We start from the raw sequence: 18,587 nt of genomic DNA, 5'->3' as shown, positions 1-18,587 counted from the left end.
GTCAGTTACGCTGCGGCTGCTTCGGCAGCGGCGGCGGCACGTTCCTGCGCGCGCTTCTTGGGCGCGGACTTCTTGGGCTGCTCGTTCCAGGTCGGCTTCGGCGCCAGGCCAGCGTTGCCCAGGAAACGGGCCACGCGGTCGGTCGGCAGCGCGCCGTTGGACAGCCAGTGCGTGATGCGCTCGGCCACCAGGCGCACGCGGTCAGCGTGGTCGGACGGCAGCATCGGGTTGTACGAACCCACGCGCTCGATGAAGCGGCCATCACGCGGGGAGCGGCTGTCAGCCACGACAATGTGGTAGTAGGGGCGCTTCTTGGCGCCTGCGCGGGCGAGACGGATCTTGAGGCTCATTTAAGATTTCTCCAGACAGTAGAAAGACAAAAAGAAAAAACGGGAACGACGCTCAGGCTCAGCCGAAAGGTGGCCGCCCGCCGCCGCCCGGGGGGCGACCCCCGTTTGGCATGAGTGCGGACAGACCCTGACGCATCAGTCCCTTCACGCCCAACTTGCTGAACCGCTTCATCATGGAGGCCATCGCGTCATACTGCTTGAGCAGACGGTTGATCTCCTGCACGGTCGTACCGGACCCGCTGGCGATGCGCTTCTTGCGCGAGGCCTTGATGATGGAGGGCGTGCGCCGCTCCTTGCGGGTCATGGATGAAATGATGGCCTGATGGCGCTTGAGCACGGAGGTATCAAGCTCCTTGTCGCCCAGCGCGTCCTTCAGCTTGCCCATGCCCGGCAGCATGCCCAGAATGCCGGAAATGGACCCCATCTTGTTGATCTGGCGGATCTGGGCGGCGTAGTCATCCAGATCGAACTTGCCCTGCATCATCTTGAGGGCGAGCTTCTCGCTCTCCTCATGATCAAGGGTATCGGCCGCCTTTTCCACCAGGCCCGCGATGTCGCCAAGGCCGAGGATGCGACCGGCAACACGCTCGGGGTGGAATTCCTCCAGGGCGTCGAGCTTCTCGCCCGAGCCGGTCAGCTTGATCGGCGCACCCGTGATCGCACGCATGGACAGGGCGGCACCGCCACGGGCATCGCCATCCATGCGAGTCATGACCACGCCGGTCACGCCCACGGCCTCGTTGAACGCCTTGGCGGTATTGACCGCGTCCTGCCCGGTCATGGCATCGACCACGAGCAGCGTTTCCGCAGGGTCGGTTGCTGCGCGGATGGCGCGGACCTCGTCCATCAGCGCTTCATCGATGGACAGGCGGCCCGCGGTATCGAGGATGACGATGTCATACCCCTCGCGGCGGCCCGTATCCATGGCGCGCTCGGCAATCTGCACCGGCGTCTGGCCTGCGATGATGGGCAGCGAGGTCACACCTGCGCGCTCGGCAAGCTGGGCGAGCTGCAACTGCGCTGCCGGGCGCTGCGTATCAAGGCTGGCGAGCAGCACCTTCTTGCGCTCGCGCTGGGCGAGGCGACGGGCGATCTTGCCCGATGTGGTGGTCTTGCCCGAGCCCTGCAGGCCGACCATCAGGATCGGCACCGGCGGGGCGGCATTCAGGTTGAGGGGAACCGCACCGGCACCGCCAAGGGCATCGATCAGCGCATCATTGACGATCTTGGCAACGGCCTGGCCGGGCGAGATGCTGTCAAGCACCTCATGGCCCACGGCGCGTTCACGTACCTTGTTGACGAAATCCTTGACGACAGGCAGCGCCACGTCGGCATCCAGCATGGCCAGACGCACTTCGCGCATTGCTTCCGTAACATCTGCTTCCGACAGGGCCCCGCGCTTGGCGAGACCATCGAACACACCGGAAAGCTTGCCTGACAGCGTCTCGAACAACGTATTTCCCCAAAAGTAGACGCGCCACTGCGCGAACCCTCGCGAAGTGACGTGCCTGATTAGTCGGGCGGATGTATCGCGCCCCGCCCCTGCGTGTCAAGCATTGCGGAGACTCCGCAATAAAAAACGGCTGCCGGGCACAGGGCCGGGCAGCCGCTTTTTTTCCTCCATGCCTGCGCGGGGCAGGCAGGCGGGTCTTACTTCTTGCCGTCTTCGGGCGGCTGCGGGGGCGCGGTCAGCGCGCGCAGCTGCTCGTGCAGGCTGTCGATCTTGTCCTGCGTCGCACGGATCTGGTTCAGCTGGTCAGCCGTCAGGATATCGTGGATGCGGATGGCCGTCTGCAGGCGGGCGGCTTCATGGCGCTGGTGGATGGCCGTGATCTGCTGCTGCAGGCCAACGATCTGGGATTCATCAACCTTGCCCGGCGCCACGAGCAGGGTCTGGATCTGCTTGTGCAGCCCATGCTCCTGCTCCATGTCGGCGTGGAAATCGGGGTGACTGTCCTTCAGGATCGCCTGCAGCTTCTTGTGCTGGGCCGAGGTCAGCTGCACGTTGCCAAGGAACGGCATGCCATAGGCGCCGCCACCCGGGCCGCCCATCGGGCCAGCCATCATGCCGCAGCCACCCGGCGGCGGGCCGTGGTGATGCTTTGCAAAAGCCTGGCCGGAAAGGCCGGTTGCCATACCGCCGACGATCGTGGCAGCGAGAATCAGTTTCTTCATCATGGGAACCAAGTCTACTCCTGTTATAACCTGCTTCATACCCTGCATGCAGCCTGCGGCTGATACAAGACCTGTAAACGCAACGCTACATCACCCCACCCGGTTCAATAGGGGCAAACTTGCTACAAAATGTAAGGTCAGGGCGCGCGGCTAGCCAAAACGCCCGGTAATATAATCCTGCGTGCGCTTTTCACGGGGCGTGGTGAACATGCGGTCCGCGCTGTCCACCTCCACCACCTCGCCCATATAGAAGAACGCCACCTGGTCGGCGCAGCGCGCCGCCTGCTGCAGGTTGTGGGTGACGATGGCGATGGTGAAATCAGCCTTCAGCTCATCAAGCAGTTCCTCGATGCGCGCGGTCGAGACCGGGTCGAGCGCGCTGGTCGGCTCATCGAGCAGCACCACCTCGGGGCGGGTGGCGATGGTGCGCGCAATGCACAGGCGCTGCTGCTGCCCGCCCGAAAGGGCGGCCGCCGAATCGCGCAGCCGGTCGCGCACCTCGGGCCACAGGGCCACGCGCCTGAGCACGTCTTCCACCCGCGCCTCCATCGCCGCCCGGTCGAGCCGCTCATGCAGGCGCACGCCAAAGGCGATGTTGTCATAGATCGACATGGGGAAGGGCGTGGGCTTCTGGAACACCATGCCCACGCGCGAGCGCAGCACGTTGAGGTTCACCTTCGGGCCGATGATGTTGCAGCCATCAAAGATCACCTCGCCCGTGGCGCGCTGGCCGGGATAGAGGTCGTACATGCGGTTGAGCACGCGCAGCAGCGTGGACTTGCCGCAGCCCGAAGGCCCGATCATGCCCGTCACCTGCCCTTGCGGGAAGTCGATCGAGATATCCTTGAGCGCATGGTGCGCGCCGTAATAGAAATCGAGGTTCCGCACCGAGATGGCTGCGGGCATGGCATCATGCTGCGCGACTGTCATGTTCATTTCCTGTTACGTCCCAGCCCCAGCCGCACGGTTATGTTGATCATCAGGATGCCCGCCGTAATCAGCAGCGCGCCGGTCCAGGCCAGCGCGGTCCAGTCCGCATAGGCCGCGCCCGCATACTGGTAGATGGTGACCGGCAGGCTGGCCATGGGTTTGCCGGGAGCTATCGACCAGTTCATGTTGCCCAGCGAGGTGAACAAAAGCGGCGCCGTCTCGCCCGATACGCGGGCCAGCGCCAGCAGGATGCCCGTCGCCACCCCCTCGCGCGCGGCGCGCAGGCACACGAACAGGATCATCCGCCACCGGGGCGCGCCCAGCGCAATCGCCGCCTCGCGCATGGCCAGCGGCACGAGGCGCAGCATGTCCTCGGTGGTGCGCACCACCACGGGCACCACCAGCATGGACAGCGCCAGCGCCCCCGCAAGCCCCGAGAAATGCCCGCTCGGCACCACCACGATCATGTAGATGAACAGCCCCACCAGAATGGACGGGGCCGAAAGCAGCAGGTCGGACACGAAGCGGACGAAATTGATCAGCTTCCCGTCAGTGGCCGTGAACTCGGCAAGGTAGATGCCCACCAACAGCCCCACGGGTGCGCCGATCAGCACGGCCAGCCCGGTCTGGATCAGGCTGCCCACGATGGCGTTGGCCAGCCCCCCCGCCTGCCCCGGCGGCAGGGTCACATGCACGAACGTGACCCAGCGCAGACCGCCCACCCCGTTGCGCACCAGCACGAACAGGATGGAAAACAGCATGAGCAGCACCAGCACGGTCGCCGCCCAGCACAGGGCGGTGGCCACGCGGTCCACCATGCGGCGGCGGATGTCGGACACGCCGTTGCCCTGCCAGCGCGTGCCGCTACAGGGAGCCGCCTGCGCGGCAGGGGTGATCGTGTGCGTGGTCATGTCAGCGGCCCGTCGCTTTGGTGCGCAGCAGGAGCCGCGAACAGACCAGCGTGCCAAGGGAGATCAGCATGAGCAGGAACCCGGCCGCCATGAGGGAGGAAAATTTGAGGCTGCCGACCGCGCTTTCGGGAAATTCGAGGGCGATGAGCGATGCGATGGTGTTGCCCGGCGAGAACAGCGACCAGCCGATATGGTTGGCGTTTCCGATCACGAAGGTGATGGCCATCGTCTCGCCCAGCGCGCGGCCCAGCCCCAGCATCACGCCGCCTACCACCGAGGAGCGCGACCACGGCAGGATGATGCGGCGCACCACCTCCCACCGCGTCATGCCCAGCCCGTAGGCGCTTTCCTTCAGCACGGCGGGGATGGACAGGAACACATCGCGCATCACGGCGCAGATGAAGGGCGTGATCATGACCGCGAGGATCATGCCGCCGGTGAGGAAGCCGGTGCCATAGGGCGCGCCACGGAACAGCGTGCCGATGCCCGGCACCCGGCCCAGCGTGTGGCTGGCCAGCGGCTCGACATAATGCGCCATGAACGGCACCAGCACCGCAAAGCCCCACATGCCAAAAATGATGGACGGCACGGCGGCCAGTAGCTGGATGAGCGTGCCGATAATGCCCGCGATCCGCGCCGAGGCGATCTCGGTCAGCCATACGGCAATGCCGAAGGCCAGCGGCACGGCAAGCAGGATGGCCAGCAGCGCGGTGATGACCGTGCCGAACATGGGGGCGGCCGCCCCGAAATGCTGGGTGACGGGATTCCACGCCTTGTCGAACATGAAGCCCGGCCCGAATCTGGCAAACGCGCCGCGCGCACCCCATGCCATGACGGCAACCATGCCGCCCAGCCCCAGCAGGATCAGGGCTGCGCTAAAGCGGACAATCGCGGCGAATACGGCATCCCCGTTTCCCCTTGCCGCCCCGGTCAGGGCCGAAGGGGATGTTGCAGACCGCTCCATACAGAAGACCTCCGTGCCGCCACACGCATCAAAGTTCTCAACATTCGCGCCCGCAGGCACACCGGAATGCCGGGACCAATACTGGACCGGGAGGCGGTTCTGCAACCGTCATGATCGTCCAGGGGCGAAGTTTGCGCCAGATCGTTGTATTTTTGTGCAATTCCGGCGGCATATGCCCCGTGTCATTTCACCGCGGCCAGCAGCAGGTCACGCAGTACGCCACGCGCCGCATCAACCGACATGCGCTCGAGCACAAGCGCATTGGGCTGCCCGCCTGCAAGCTGGGGAAGCTGGGGAAGCTGGATCACGGTCATGCCACGGGTGAACGCGCCACGGCATTCCACCGCCACATGCGCCAGATGGCCGCTGAACAGGGCGGGTGCGACCAGCGCCAGCAGGGGGGTGGCAGCCGCCAGCGCCAGATCCACCCCGTTGCCGCCGCCACGGCCCATGCGGGCGGCCACCAGACCGGCATGCACCCGGCCCGCGACCGAGGCCGGATCGTGGCCCATGGCGGCAAGCTGTTCCATCCACACCGCATCGGCCACGAAGCGGGCGGTGCAGTCGAGCGGCACAAGCGTGACCGGCACGTCCATCCCCAGCACGACGGACGCGGCCTCGGGGTCGGCTGCGATATTGCGTTCGGCCACCGTCGTCACATTGCCCGGCACATGAAAGGCGCCGCCCGCCATGACCACGCCATGCAGATGCCCCGCCACATCGGGCGCCTGCACCAGGGCAAGCGCCAGCGTGCTCAGCGGGCCACTACAGCACACGCTCACGCTATCGGGCGGGCAGGCGCGTATGGCCTGCACCAGATGCATAGCCCCCAGCCCGTCATTGCCCCCGGGCAGGCTGCGCCCCGCGCCGTGAGGCGGCACCATCGGGCCGGGTGCGCCTGCGTAAACACCCACATCCGCCAGGCCGTGCTGGTCCAGCATGTCGCGCGCATGGGCCATGGCGACCCCGACCTCCGTGCCCGCGCCGCTGAACAGCACGCCCGCCAGGCGCACATGCGCGGGAAGCTGCAGGGCGGCCAGCAGGGTTGCCGCAGCCTGCGCGCCGGGTGTCAGATCAAGAATGATGGGGCGTGTCATGGGCATCCTGTCCTGCTGGGTTGCGCGGTGTGTCGGTGGTGGCCTGTTACAACAGTTCAGTCAACCATGGCCTGCCGGGTGGAGCAAAAAGCCGGTACGGCAGAGATAACGAAGCTTTTGGTGCAGCTTTTTTGAAAAAGGGCGGCACCTAAAAATTTTTATCTGTTTTAAAGCAGTTATTTAATCAATATCCGCATGGGCTGGCCGCCAGTACAGCGCCCGCGCCAGAAGCCTGTCCACTCCCCACCATAGCAGTACGGTCATGGCGGCCAGCACCGCGAGGGCCGCAAACATGAGGTCGGTCTGGAAGCGGGTGTTTGCCGTCTGCATGAGAAAGCCGAGGCCGGAGGACGCCCCTACCCACTCCCCCACCACCGCCCCGATGGGCGCGATGGCCGTGGCCATGCGCACGCCGGTGGCAAACGCGGGCATGGCGGCAGGCAGGCGTATATGCACCAGCACCCGCCAGCGCGTGGCCCCCATGGTGCGGGCCAGGTCCATCCACCCCGCCTCGGTCTGGCGCAGGCCATCGCCAAGTGCGGATGTGACGGGAAAGAAGATGACCAGCACCGCCATCACCACCTTGGACGCCATGCCGAATCCGAACCACAGCACCAGCAGCGGCGCGAGCGCGAAAACCGGCACGGCCTGGCTGAGCAGCACCATCGGCATGACCCACCGCCGCAGCGGCGCCCACAGCGCCATGCCGATGGCAAGCATGCTGCCTGCCCCGATGCCGATGCCAAGGCCAAGCAGCGTTTCCTCCAGCGTGGTCACGGCCGCGGGTTCAAGCTGGGCACGGCCCGACCACAGGGCGCGCGCCACGGCATCGGGCGCGGGCAGCATGTAGGGCGGCACATGCCCCCACCGCGCCAGCGCGCCCCACAAAGCCACCAGCCCGGCACAGGTCAGCACCGGACGCAGCACCGTCATGACACGGTGGGAGGCAGGTCGGATCATGATACCCTCCTCCGCCGCCAGCATGACTGCGCGGGCAGCACCGATGCATCAGAACCCCGGCACCGGACCTTCACGGCATGGGGAGAGATGCATCCCGTCATTGCCCGCGCGCCCCTACCGAAGAGAAAATACGCCATCTCATGACGCCTTCCCCGGTCGGCGATGTGAGTGCAAACGGGCCACCATCATGCCGCAGGAATGGGTGAGACGTGTCATTGCATCATCCGCCGCAGCAGGCTGGCCTGCGCAGACAGCACCGCCGGGGCATCGACCGGGCGCGGCGCGGTGCCCCCGGGCACGTCCAGATGCGCAAGGGTAGCGGGGTTGCCTGCCATGAGCAGCATGGTATCGGCCAGGCGGCAGGCCTCGAGCGGGTCATGGGTGATCAGCACCACGGTGCGCTCAGCCAGCATGCGCCCGGCCAGATCCTGCATGCGCGCGCGTGTGACGCTGTCGAGCGCGGAAAAGGGTTCATCCATCAGCACCACGGGACGGTCTTCATACAGCACCCGCGCAAGGGCCGCGCGCTGGCGCATGCCACCCGACAGGGCCGCCGGCAGCACGCCCGCCTGATCAGCCAGCCCCACGCAGCCCAGCAGGTGGCGCGCGCGGGCCAGATCAGGTCGCTCGCCACGCAGGCGCGCGCCAAGTGTCACGTTATCAATCACGCTGGCCCAGGGCAGCAGCAGGTCCTGCTGGCCCATCCACGCCACCCTGCCCGCAAGGGGCAGGTCATCATTGGCTATAATCCGCCCGTAATCCGGCGCGGCCAGCCCACCGATCATGCGCAGCAGCGAGGTCTTGCCCACCCCGCTTGCGCCAAGCAGCACGGTCATGTGCCCGGCGGCCAGAAGCAGGTCCAGCCCGCGAAACAGCGGGGCATTGCCAAAGTCCAGCCCGACGCCTTCAAGCCGGATGCCGGGGGGCGGCGTCATTTTTTACGTTTGGGGTAGGCGATGCCCAGCGCGTCACGCGCGGCGGTGGCCATCTGGTCCACGCGCTCGTTATTTACATCGCCCGAATGGCCGCGCACCCATTTCCACTCGATTTCATGCCTTGCGCTGATATCGAGCAGCCGCCGCCACAGGTCCATGTTGGCCACCGGGTCGCCCGCCGCGTTGCGCCACTTGCGCCGCACCCAGCCGGTGCTCCAGCGCGTGATGCCGTTGCGCACGTATTCGCTATCGGTATGCAGCACCACGCGGCAGGGGCGCTTGAGGGCCTCGAGCGCCTCGGCGGCAGCAGTGAGTTCCATGCGGTTGTTGGTGGTCTCCGCCTCCCCGCCCGAAAGCTCGCGCTCCTGCCCGCGAAAGCACAGAAGTGCGCCCCAGCCGCCGGGGCCGGGATTGGGCTTGCAGCCGCCATCGGTCCAGATTTCAACCAGATCGGTCGCGGGCTGTGTCACGTCGGCCGGAGATGTGTCTTCGCTCATGCGGGGAATTCCTGACCCAGATGGGCGGCAAAGAATTCCATGCGCGCCAGATAATCAAGCGGGTTCTTGCGCGTGACCAGCGCATCGGGCGGGGTGTTGATCCAGTCATACAGCCGGGTAAGCGCAAAGCGGATGGCCGCCCCCGTGGCCAGCGTGGTCAGGGCCGCGTCTTCCGCCGCTTCCAGCGGGCGCACGTGGCGGTAGGCCGCGGTCATGGCCGCCGCCCGCGCGGGCATGAAGCGGTGGTCGGCATCGAAACACCAGGCATTGATGGTAATGGCCAGATCGTAGGCATACCAGTCGGTGCAGGCGAAATAGAAATCGATGATGCCTGAAAGCGCGCCGTCACGGAAAAATACGTTATCGGGAAACAGGTCGGCATGGATCTGCCCACGCGGCAGGGTGGGGTTGTTGCCCACCCCCGGCCATGCGGGCAGCACGCGGGCCAGAACCGCCCCGATGTCATGCACAAGACCGGGGCGCAGTTCATCGCCGCGCGCCCGGCAGGCATCCAGCAATCCGGTCCATGCCTGTGGCCCCATGGAGTTGGGGCGCTCGGCAACAAACCCCTCGCCAAGCAGGTGCAGCCGCGCCATGGCGGTGCCCACCTGCGCGCACATATCCACATCCACCGCCACGGCACCCTTGCCGGGCAGGAAGGTGGTGATGGCGGCAGGCCTGCCACGCAGCTCACGCAGCGTGCGGCCATGGCGATCAGCCACGGGCAGTGGGCAGGACAGCCCACGCGCGGCCAGATACTGCATCAGCCCGAGGAACCATGGCAGTTCATCAGGGTTCACCCGGCGCTCGTACAGCGTCAGGATAAAGGTGGCTTCGGTGGTCTTCAGCAGGAAATTGCTGTTTTCCACCCCTTCCGCAATGCCGTGGCAGGCAATGGGCCTGCCGATGTCATAGCCTTCAAGAAACGCAGCCAGCGCATCGTCCGGCACTTCGGTATAGACTGCCATGTGACGGTACGGATCAGCCCAGCGGTGCCGGCAGGCGGAAGGCCACGTTTTCTTCCTTCACGGTAATTTCCTCGATCTCGAGCGTGAAGCGCTTGGCCAGGGCCGCCACCATTTCCTGCACCAGAGATTCCGGGGCGGAGGCGCCAGCGGTAATGCCCAGCGTGGACACGCCATCAAGTGCCGACCAGTCCAGCGCGTTCAGGCGCGGCACCAGCAGGGCGCGCGGCGCGCCGGAGCGCTCGGCCACCTCGCGCAGGCGCTGCGAGTTCGACGAGTTGGGCGAGCCGATCACGATCACCAGGTCGCAGCCCGGCGCGATGGCCTTGACCGCTTCCTGCCGGTTGGTGGTGGCGTAGCAGATATCCTCGCGCCGGGGGCCTTCGATCAGGGGAAAGCGATCGCGCAGGATGTCCACGATCTCCGCCGTATCATCAACCGAGAGCGTGGTCTGGGTAATGAAGGCAAGCCGCGAGGGGTCGGCGGGCTGGACGGTGCGGGCTTCCTCGGCATCGTTGATCAGGGTGACGGCGCCCACGGGCAACTGCCCCATCGTGCCCACGACCTCCGGGTGGCCAGCGTGGCCAATCATCAGGATATGGCGGCTTTCCGGCCCGCCATCGGCGAAGTGGCGCTCGGCCTCGCGGTGCACTTTCGAGACCAGCGGGCAGGTGGCATCCAGGTAAAGCAGGTTGCGGCGCATGGCCTCGGCCGGCACGGTCTTGGGCACGCCATGGGCCGAGAACACGACCTGGCCATCGGCGGGCACTTCATCGAGTTCCTCGACAAAGATCGCGCCCTGCGCCTCGAGCGCCTCGACCACGGTGCGGTTATGCACGATCTCGTGGCGGACATAGACCGGCGCGCCATAACGGCGGATCGCTTCCTCCACCACGCGGATGGCACGATCGACACCGGCGCAGAAGCCGCGGGGGCCTGCGAGCAGCACCTTGAGCACGCGGGGCGGGGCATCGGCGGCGATATTATCGGGCGTATGAATCATCTGGTCGGGCATGGTGTTCCCCAAACATCCGGCGGGCGGTATAGGATACGGGCCGCGATCTGCTACAGTTGCGGCGCCGGCATCCCGAGCGATGGACCCGGCCCTACGCAAACCACGGCAATGGCGCAAGCCATTTTCCCGTTCATCCTAACGTATTCTGCCATGCCTGTCCTCCCCCGTCGCCCCGCCGCCTGCATATCCCGCCCCATGCCATGCCCGCGCCATGGGGCTTCATCCACACCTGACCTAGCCGGAACGCCCGCATGATCCCTGCCCCTGTGTCGCCGCGCCTGTGGCGCAATGCCCTGAAAATCTGCACGGTCGCGGGCCTGTCCCTGCTGGGCGCGTGCGAGGGCGAATCCGATTCGATCGATTTCGCCCCGGCCTGCCCGGTAGTGGAAATTCCCGGCGAGGCAGCGGATTACTACCAGTACACCGGCAATGACCACGACGTGACCCACCTCGTGGCCCGCGCCAGCCTGACGCGCGTGGTCGGCGCGTGCGAGCAGGGCCAGCAGCGCACCGTCATGACCAACATGAAGATCGGCCTGCATGTCGAGCGCGGGCCGGCCTCGAGCGTCAATTTCGTCAACATCCCGTATTTCGTGGCGGTGGTGTTCAATGGCGAGATCAAGAGCAAGAAGGAATTCGTGGCCCATGTCTCGTTTGATGACGGGCGCATGCAGGACCTGACCCACACCCGCAACATTCCCATCACGCTACCGGTGTCGCGCCATATCCACAGCGACCAGTACCATATCGAGATCGGCTTCCAGCTCACCAAGGCGCAGCTTGACTTCAACCGCGCCCATCTTGTCATGCCCACCTTCCACAAGCTGTAGGGCCGCCCCGTGCCCCACCGCGCAGCAGATACGAAGGAACTGACCTGGCGCGGCGTGGTGATCGGCGCGCTGATCACGGTCGTCTTCACCGCGTCCAATGTCTATCTGGGCCTGCGGGTGGGGCTGACGGTGGCGACCTCCATCCCCGCCGCCGTCATTTCCATGGCGGTGCTGCGCATGCTCGGCGGCGGCACCATCCTCGAGAACAACCTCGTCCAGACCCAGGCCTCGGCGGCGGGCACGCTGTCATGCGTGTTCGCCAGCCTGCCCGCGCTGGTCATGGCCGGGTTCTGGCAACGCTTTCCCTTTGTGCAGACAGCCATGCTCACGGCAGCGGGCGGCATGACGGGGGTGCTGTTCACCATCCCGCTGCGACGGGTCATGCTCGCCGACCCGGCCCTGCCCTTCCCCGAAGGGGTGGCCGCAGCCGAGATCCTGCGCGCGGGCCACCATGGCGAAAGCCCCGGCGGCCTGCGCGCGCTGGTGCGCGGCGGCATCCTTGCCAGCACCTTCACCTTTGCCTCGGCGGGGCTGCGGCTGCTGGGCGACGGGATCACGACGTCGCTCACCTTCGGGCTTTCGGCCTTCCGGTTCTCGCTCGGTTTTTCGCCAGCACTGCTGGGTGCCGGTTACCTCGTGGGGCTGGAAGGAGGACTGGCCATGCTGCTCGGCGCGCTGCTGACGTGGGAGATCGCCATTCCCGTCATGGCGCACCTTGTGCCGCACCCTTCGGGCCTGCCAGCAGGTGATTTCGCCACGCAGCTCTGGAAGGACAAGGCGCGTTTCATCGGCGTGGGGCTGATTGGCGTGGCCGCCATCTGGACCGTGCTGCGCATGGGCCGCCCGCTGCTGGGCAGCATGCGCGGCCTGCTGGTACGCCTGCCTGCCACGGCAGGGCCACCCGCGCGCACCGATACCGACCTCTCGCCACGGGCCATGCTGGCTGTAGCGGGGCTGGTGGTCGTGACGATTGGCGGCATGTTCATGGCCTTTGCCGCCCCCGCCGGGCTCACATCGGCACTGGTGGCAGCACTCGCCGGGCTTGCATGCTGCCTGGGGCTGGGGGTGTTCGTGGCGGCGGCGTGCGGCTACATGGCGGGGCTGGTGGGGTCATCCTCCTCGCCGCTGTCGGGCGTTATCATCCTTGCCGCGATGTGCCTGGCCTGCGTGTTCGTGGCGCTGCGCGCGGTGGGGCTGTTCGCGGGGGCGGAGGGGCAGCACTTCACCATCGGGTTCTGCCTGTATGCGCTGACCGCCATCACCGCCTCCGCCGCCATTGCCAATGACAACCTGCAGGACCTGAAAACCGGCCGCATGGTGAATGCCACGCCCTGGCGGCAGGAAATCGCGCTGCTGATCGGCTGCGTAACCGGGGCGCTGGTCATTCCGCCAGTGCTCAACGTGCTGTACCAGACCTATGGCTTCGTGGGCGCCATGCCGCATGCGGGCATGGACCCGACCGGGGCGCTGGCCGCCCCGCAGCCTGCGCTCCTGCTCATGATTACCTCTGGCATTTTCCTCCATCAGCTTGACTGGAGCATGCTGGGGCTGGGGGTGGCCGCGGGTTGCGGGCTGATTGCGCTCGATGCCGCCCTGCGCCGCAGCGGGCGCGGCGCGCTGCCGCCGCTGGCCGTGGGCATTGGCATCTACCTGCCCATGAGCATTTCCATGACGCTGGCCGTGGGCGCGCTGCTTGGCCATGTCATGACCCGGCTGACCAAGGGGGCTGGCCGCCATCAGGGCACCATGGTCGCCTCGGGCCTGATCGTGGGCGAGAGCCTGACCGGAGTGGTGCTGGCCTGCCTGTCGGCTGCAAGCGGGCGTGACGCACCGCTCTCGCTGCGGCCCACGGGCATGGGCGGCACGCTGCCCGAACTGGCGGGGCTTGTGGCCTTTGGCGCGTTATGCCTGTGGTTTGCCCGCGCGCAACGGGGCCGCGCGGGCCAATAACCCGAGTGGGGCATGGACGCAGGCCCGCTTTCCATGGCACCCTGCCTGCATGCCCCGCCCTTTTGACAGCCTCGCCTTTCCCCGCCCCGCGCGTGATGCGCTGGCCCTGCGCTTCGGTCAGGTCTCGACCCTGCTCGATCAGGGCCGCGTGGCCGATGCCGCTGGCCTGTTCGATACCATCCGCCGCGATTATGAAAGCTGGTCCGCCCTGGTTGACCTGCGCTTCGCCCAGGACACCACCAGCCCGGCCGCCAAGGCCGACCGTGACTACGCCGATGGGCTGGGCCCTTATGTTACCGCGCATGAAGTCACCCTCAAGCGCAGGCTGCTCGAATACCCCGACCCCACGGCGGTGGCCCAGGTGGTTACACCCCACACGCTGGAACTGTGGCGCACCGACATCACCACCTTCGACCCCCGCATTGCCGATGCGCTGGAGGAAGAAGCCCGCCTGAGCGGTGAATATACAGCCCTGCTGGCCAGCGCACGGGTGGAGATTGACGGGCGGCAGGTCAACCTGTCCGGCCTCGCCCCCTATGCCGAGAGCACCGACCGGGCCGTGCGCCAGCAGGCCGAACAGGTGCGCTGGGCGTTCTTTGCCAAAAACGCGCCCCGGCTCGACACCCTGTTTGATGACATGGTGCACCTGCGCGATGGCATGGCGCGCACGCTGGGTTATGACAGCTACATTCCACTCGCTTACCGCCGCATGCGCCGCGTGGATTACGGGCCTGCCGATGTGGCGCGCTTTCGCGATGACGTGCGCACCCATGTCGTGCCGCTGGTGCATGACATCGTGCAAAAACGCGCCACCACCATGGGGTGGGAGGTGCTGTATTCATGGGATGAACCGCTGATCGACCCGCTGGGCAACCCCCGCCCCGCAGGCGGCCATGACGCGCTGATGGCACACGCACAGACCATGTTCGACCGCATGGGCGGCGATCTTGGCCCCTTCTTTGCCCAGATGCGCGAGAACGGCTATCTCGACCTGGTCAACCGGCCCGGCAAGGCGGGGGGCGGGTTCTGCACCTCCTTCCCGACCGTGGGCATGCCGTTCATCTTCGCCAACTTCAATGGCACGCAGCACGACATCAACGTGTTCACGCACGAGATGGGCCATGCCTACCAGAACTGGAAAAGCCGCAAACTGCCCGCCATCGACCTGCTATGGCCGACCATGGACGCCGCCGAGATCAACTCGATGGCGCTGGAATTCCTCACCTGGCCGCATATCGACCTGATGGTCGAGCCCGGTCAGGGCGCGCGTTACCGGCGCATGCACCTCATCTCGTCGCTCGCCTTCCTGCCTTACGGCGTATGTGTCGATCACTTCCAGCACGAGGTCTATGCCCGCCCCGACATGACCCCCGCCGAGCGCCATGCCGTGTGGCGCGAACTTGAGCAGCGCTACCTGCCCTGGCGCGACTATGGCGGCCTGCCCCACCCCACCATGGGGGGGCGGTGGCAGGCGCAGGGGCATATCTACCGCTCGCCGTTCTATTACATTGATTACGCGCTCGCCCTGTGCTGCGCCATGCAGTTCTGGATCCGCAGCCGCGAGGATATGCCGGGCGCCTTGAAAGCCTATGTTGACCTGTGCGCGCAGGGTGGGTCGCAACCCTTTACCCGGCTCGTGCGTTCAGCCGGGCTTCAGTCCCCCTTCAAGCCAGGCACGCTGGCCGATGTGGTGCGCACCGCGCGCGCCCTGCTGGATGACTGAAAGCGGGAAACTGTTCTGGGCGTTTCCTGAAGCTTTTTGAAAGCAGCTTCGCCCAAAACTTTTGTCTTTTATCCATATTTCGGGGAATGCATGCCCACCAACACGCCTACGGTTGCCCGCACCGTGTACAAGACGCTGGCCGTGCTTGGGCTGACGGCGCTGTTCATGCTCAGCCTGCGCCTGAGCACCACCGTGGCCGGCCTGGTCGACCGCATTGCGGGCACCGATCTGTGGCTGTCCGTCTACCGTCTTGCCGGGGCCACCGATGAGACCGAGCAGGAACGGCTGATCGTGATGGCGGTGGCCCTTGTGTGCTGCATACTGGCCATCGGCGTGGTCGAGATCGCCGACCGGCTGCTCATGCGCCGCGCTGCCAGAAAAAGGTGAGTTCATGCTTGTTGTGCCACAGATGCAGCACGCGCCCGCCGGGAATGGCGGCAAAGGCATCCGCCGTGTCGTGGTCGGTCTCGCCCTGGAATTTGATGGTCATGACAATCCGCGCGGCCCGGCCTGAAGCAATCCAGCGCTGCGCCAGTGCGAGCAGCCGCGTGGGATAGGCGATGATGTCGGAAAACAGCCAGTCCACGGGTTCGCAGGTCGCAGGGTCCAGCCCGAAGGCGCTTTCATAGCGGCACGTCACGTTGGGCAGGGCGGCAACACTCTCGGCGAGCGGCGAGCGGTCAATGGCCATGACCTGCGCGCCCTGGCTGGCCGCAACCCATGTCCACCCGCCGGGGCAGGCGCCGAGGTCAATGCAGGTCTCGCCCGCTACCGGCCACCGGCCAAGGCGGAACAGCGCTTCCCATAATTTGAGATAGGCACGTGAAGGCGGGTCCGTACGGTTCTCGACAAAAGCCACCTCGCCATTGATGAACGGCGCGGACTTGGTGGGCGAGAGCAGCAACTGGTCGGGCGCCAGCAGCGTCCAGCCGCCCAGAGGGGCATCAGGCGGCATGGCGGGAAAGCTGACCGGCTTCGGCCGCACCGGCGGCAGGGCATCGGTAATCAGGGCGCTGCGGCGGTGAAGCGTGGGCGCGTAACCCGCCCAGTTGCGCTGCAGGCCGCGCATGATCCGCGCCGCCCCCTTGATGGAGGGCACCGGGTGCAGGGCGGGCGCATCCCATATGTCAATTGCCCACAGGCTGGCCACGGGCAGTGCTGCTGACAGCGCCAGCCGCCCGTGCCAGCACAATGCCCCTGCCCCCTTGCGCGCCAGTTCCTGTTCCAGAACCTCCTCAAAGCCGGGCGCCGCCAGGTAGGCGCTGCGCACGGGCCACGCGGGCTGCGTGTTTGCTTCGGTCCGGGCGTTCATGCGCGCATGACCCCCACCGCCAGCAAAAGCCACGCCCCCATGAGGATGCTGCCCCCCGTTGGCGCCACCGGGCCGGGATGGATGCCCCAGAACGCCGTCAGCGCCACGCCCACGCTGAACAGGACGGTGCCCACCGCCATGAGGCAGCCGGACAGGGAAATGAGCGCACGGCACCCCTGCTGGATCATCAGCACCGCGATGCCGATCATGGCCAGCGCATGCCACATCTGCATCTGTATGGCCTGCCGGGCCATGTCACGCCCGCCCTCGGCAAAGAAATGATCGGGCAGATGGGCGGTGAGCGCCCCGCCCATGACGGCGGAGAATGCGGCCAGCGCCGCAAAACACAACAGGAACCGGACAACAGTAGGCATTCAGCATATCCGCAAACAGGGTGACGACCCGCACACGACGCGGGCGGGCACACCCTACTCCCGCCGTGGGCGCATCGTATAGGCCAGCCGGGCAGGAAGGGCGGCCAACCAGCCAGCAGGCCGGATCAGGACGGTAGGAAAGTTTTCCTCTGGCCTGTCCTGTTGCCTGCATCTGCCGCAAGGGGCTGGTATTGTGGCCTGCTGGCTTTGTATGGCGGACCAAAACTGATAAACTATGGGGGCGTTCAGTAAAACCGCCTGAATTTTACACGTTGGGAAGATGAAAGCATGAAAAATTACGCCGTCTGGTTTCTTTGCGCGTCTGTCAGCCTTCTTCCCGCAGCGGGCCTTGCGGCCCGTCCTGCCACGCCGCCCGCAGCCCCCCCTGCCGCAGCACCTGCGCCCGCGCCGAGCCTGCCGCCGCTGACGGAATCCGATTCCACCTTTGCTGAAAACGTGTCGGCCCTGAACGCATTCGAGATCACCATCTCCAAAATGGCCACGACGGAGGCGAAGCGGCGCAAGGTGCAGGAATTCGCCACGCGCTCGGTCAAGCTGCACACCACCAACGAGGCCGCCCTCTCCACCATCGCCCTCAAGCACGGACTGACCCTGCACAAGGAGATGAGCCCGGACGAGGAGGAAGTGGCAGCCCAGCTCAAGACCGAAACCGGCGCCAAATTCGAGCGCGATTACCTCGACCTTCAGGCCCAGGCTGCAAGCGATGCGCTGGCCATGTTCCAGAACGAGGCGGAATCCGCCGCCGACCCTGAACTCAAGACCTATGCCTCCACCACGGCAGACACGTTGCAGACCCTGCTCAACGATTCCCTGAAGCTGGGCGCGGCCAAGCCTTCACGCTAAAAAGCGCTGCCATTACTGATAAAAGAGTGTGGGTGCCGCCTTGTATTCAAACAGATGGCGTTTTTTGATTTACAGAATATATTTTTCTTATGGTTTATTTATATATAACAGTTTGACTTAAAGTTTTTTATTACTCTCCTCATGACAAACGGATCAATCCATGAGCATTCGCATCGACCGGGTCGTGACCCGTGGCGGCGACACCGGACAGACCGCGCTAGGCAATGGCACGCGCGTCGCCAAGGACTCGGTGCGCATCGAGGCCCTTGGCGCGCTTGATGAAGCCAATGCCGTAATCGGGCTGCTGCGCGCGAGCCTGCCCGCAGGCCGGAACGCCCGTTTCATTGCCTGGCTGCAGGGGCTTCTGTTCGATATTGGCGGCGTGGTGTGCATGCCCGGCCAGCCGCCCCGCCCGCTCGCACAGGGTGCCGTGGCGGTCACGGCCATGGAAGCCGAGGTGGAGCACCTGCGCGCGCATATCCCGCCACTGACCAGCTTTGTCCTGCCCGGCGGCACGATGGCCGCGGCCCACGCCCATCTGGCGCGCACCGTGGTGCGCCGGGCGGAACGACGGCTGGCCACGCTGGCGCGGAGCGAAGACATTGGCGCCGCCATTCCCGCCTGCATGAACCGCCTGTCCGATTACCTGTTCATGCTGGGGCGTCACCTCAATGAGAACGGGGCCGATGACCTGACATGGGCCCCGGCCTCCCCGCCGCCTGCGGCAGGCTGAGG

The 18,587-nt window shown here is 66.0% G+C and carries 20 protein-coding genes; 6 read left to right on the top strand and 14 right to left on the bottom strand.

The genetic code is table 11. The features are described from left to right. Positions 1-5 precede the first annotated feature (5 nt). From rpsP to ispH, 12 genes are all read right to left on the bottom strand, one after another. The gene (rpsP, locus tag GXY01S_RS03940) at positions 6-350 is read right to left on the bottom strand and encodes a 30S ribosomal protein S16 (RefSeq protein WP_010506467.1); all 345 of its coding nucleotides are present in this window, start codon (positions 348-350) and stop codon (positions 6-8) included. 58 nt (positions 351-408) lie between these two features. After that, positions 409-1,803 carry a signal recognition particle protein gene (ffh, locus tag GXY01S_RS03935; protein ID WP_061272112.1) on the bottom strand — a complete coding sequence of 465 codons (1,395 nt, stop codon included), beginning with the start codon at positions 1,801-1,803 and terminating at the stop codon, positions 409-411. Between the two features lie 197 nt (positions 1,804-2,000). Then, complete coding sequence (locus GXY01S_RS03930) at positions 2,001-2,528, bottom strand: Spy/CpxP family protein refolding chaperone (protein WP_061272110.1); 528 nt, start codon at positions 2,526-2,528, stop codon at positions 2,001-2,003. A gap of 147 nt (positions 2,529-2,675) precedes the next feature. Continuing rightward, on the bottom strand, positions 2,676-3,461 hold the full coding sequence (gene pstB / locus GXY01S_RS03925) for a phosphate ABC transporter ATP-binding protein PstB (protein ID WP_061272106.1): 786 nt from the start codon (positions 3,459-3,461) through the stop codon (positions 2,676-2,678). Then, entirely contained in the window at positions 3,458-4,366 is a 909-nt protein-coding gene (gene pstA / locus GXY01S_RS03920) for a phosphate ABC transporter permease PstA (RefSeq protein ID WP_061272104.1), read from the bottom strand. Before pstA ends, pstB begins: the two co-directional genes overlap by 4 nt. Position 4,367: 1 nt before the next feature. Beyond that, a complete protein-coding gene (pstC, locus tag GXY01S_RS03915) occupies positions 4,368-5,330 on the bottom strand; it encodes a phosphate ABC transporter permease subunit PstC (RefSeq protein ID WP_061272253.1) in 963 nt (320 codons plus the stop codon). 182 nt (positions 5,331-5,512) lie between these two features. Continuing rightward, positions 5,513-6,427 (bottom strand): nucleoside hydrolase, encoded by a 915-nt coding sequence (locus GXY01S_RS03910; protein ID WP_061272102.1) that lies wholly within the window; start codon positions 6,425-6,427, stop codon positions 5,513-5,515. Between the two features lie 180 nt (positions 6,428-6,607). Next, the gene (locus tag GXY01S_RS03905; RefSeq protein ID WP_061272251.1) at positions 6,608-7,387 is read right to left on the bottom strand and encodes an ABC transporter permease; all 780 of its coding nucleotides are present in this window, start codon (positions 7,385-7,387) and stop codon (positions 6,608-6,610) included. Between the two features lie 212 nt (positions 7,388-7,599). Then, a complete protein-coding gene (locus GXY01S_RS03900) occupies positions 7,600-8,322 on the bottom strand; it encodes an ABC transporter ATP-binding protein (protein WP_061272099.1) in 723 nt (240 codons plus the stop codon). Then, positions 8,319-8,819 (bottom strand): ribonuclease HI, encoded by a 501-nt coding sequence (rnhA, locus tag GXY01S_RS03895; RefSeq protein WP_061272098.1) that lies wholly within the window; start codon positions 8,817-8,819, stop codon positions 8,319-8,321. Before rnhA ends, GXY01S_RS03900 begins: the two co-directional genes overlap by 4 nt. Further along, positions 8,816-9,787 (bottom strand): homoserine kinase, encoded by a 972-nt coding sequence (locus tag GXY01S_RS03890; RefSeq protein WP_061272096.1) that lies wholly within the window; start codon positions 9,785-9,787, stop codon positions 8,816-8,818. Before GXY01S_RS03890 ends, rnhA begins: the two co-directional genes overlap by 4 nt. 13 nt (positions 9,788-9,800) lie before the next feature. Continuing rightward, entirely contained in the window at positions 9,801-10,799 is a 999-nt protein-coding gene (ispH, locus tag GXY01S_RS03885) for a 4-hydroxy-3-methylbut-2-enyl diphosphate reductase (protein ID WP_061272094.1), read from the bottom strand. Between the two features lie 251 nt (positions 10,800-11,050). Between ispH and GXY01S_RS03880 the strand changes: the two genes are divergently transcribed. The 4 genes from GXY01S_RS03880 to GXY01S_RS03865 all read left to right on the top strand — a co-directional run bounded on the left by GXY01S_RS03880 (position 11,051) and on the right by GXY01S_RS03865 (position 15,689). Continuing rightward, a complete protein-coding gene (locus GXY01S_RS03880; protein ID WP_061272093.1) occupies positions 11,051-11,629 on the top strand; it encodes a hypothetical protein in 579 nt (192 codons plus the stop codon). Positions 11,630-11,638: 9 nt separating this feature from the next. Beyond that, positions 11,639-13,579, top strand: coding sequence for an OPT family oligopeptide transporter (locus GXY01S_RS03875; RefSeq protein ID WP_061272091.1), 1,941 nt, complete (start codon positions 11,639-11,641; stop codon positions 13,577-13,579). Positions 13,580-13,628: 49 nt separating this feature from the next. After that, the gene (locus GXY01S_RS03870) at positions 13,629-15,302 is read left to right on the top strand and encodes a M3 family oligoendopeptidase (protein WP_061272089.1); all 1,674 of its coding nucleotides are present in this window, start codon (positions 13,629-13,631) and stop codon (positions 15,300-15,302) included. Between the two features lie 90 nt (positions 15,303-15,392). After that, positions 15,393-15,689: a hypothetical protein gene (locus GXY01S_RS03865; RefSeq protein WP_061272249.1), complete on the top strand. Its 297-nt coding sequence runs from the start codon at positions 15,393-15,395 to the stop codon at positions 15,687-15,689. Here the strand turns inward: GXY01S_RS03865 and GXY01S_RS03860 are convergent. After that, on the bottom strand, positions 15,661-16,614 hold the full coding sequence (locus GXY01S_RS03860) for an SAM-dependent methyltransferase (RefSeq protein WP_061272087.1): 954 nt from the start codon (positions 16,612-16,614) through the stop codon (positions 15,661-15,663). The genes GXY01S_RS03865 and GXY01S_RS03860 overlap by 29 nt on opposite strands. Next, entirely contained in the window at positions 16,611-16,988 is a 378-nt protein-coding gene (locus tag GXY01S_RS03855) for a DUF423 domain-containing protein (protein WP_061272085.1), read from the bottom strand. The genes GXY01S_RS03860 and GXY01S_RS03855 overlap by 4 nt, the downstream gene beginning before the upstream one ends. Before the next feature lie 288 nt (positions 16,989-17,276). On the opposite strand from GXY01S_RS03855, the gene GXY01S_RS03850 reads away from it, so the two are divergent. Continuing rightward, the gene (locus GXY01S_RS03850; protein ID WP_061272083.1) at positions 17,277-17,852 is read left to right on the top strand and encodes a DUF4142 domain-containing protein; all 576 of its coding nucleotides are present in this window, start codon (positions 17,277-17,279) and stop codon (positions 17,850-17,852) included. Positions 17,853-18,012: 160 nt separating this feature from the next. After that, positions 18,013-18,585, top strand: a complete 573-nt coding sequence (locus tag GXY01S_RS03845; protein WP_061272081.1) for a cob(I)yrinic acid a,c-diamide adenosyltransferase — start codon at positions 18,013-18,015, stop codon at positions 18,583-18,585. The last annotated feature ends 2 nt before the right edge of the window (positions 18,586-18,587 follow it).

The sequence above is a fragment of the Komagataeibacter xylinus NBRC 15237 genome, from assembly GCF_001571345.1.
Classification (GTDB): Bacteria; Pseudomonadota; Alphaproteobacteria; order Acetobacterales; family Acetobacteraceae; genus Komagataeibacter; species Komagataeibacter xylinus.
Note: the sequence above shows the minus strand (reverse complement) of the source record. Positions and strands in the feature narration are given on the sequence as shown.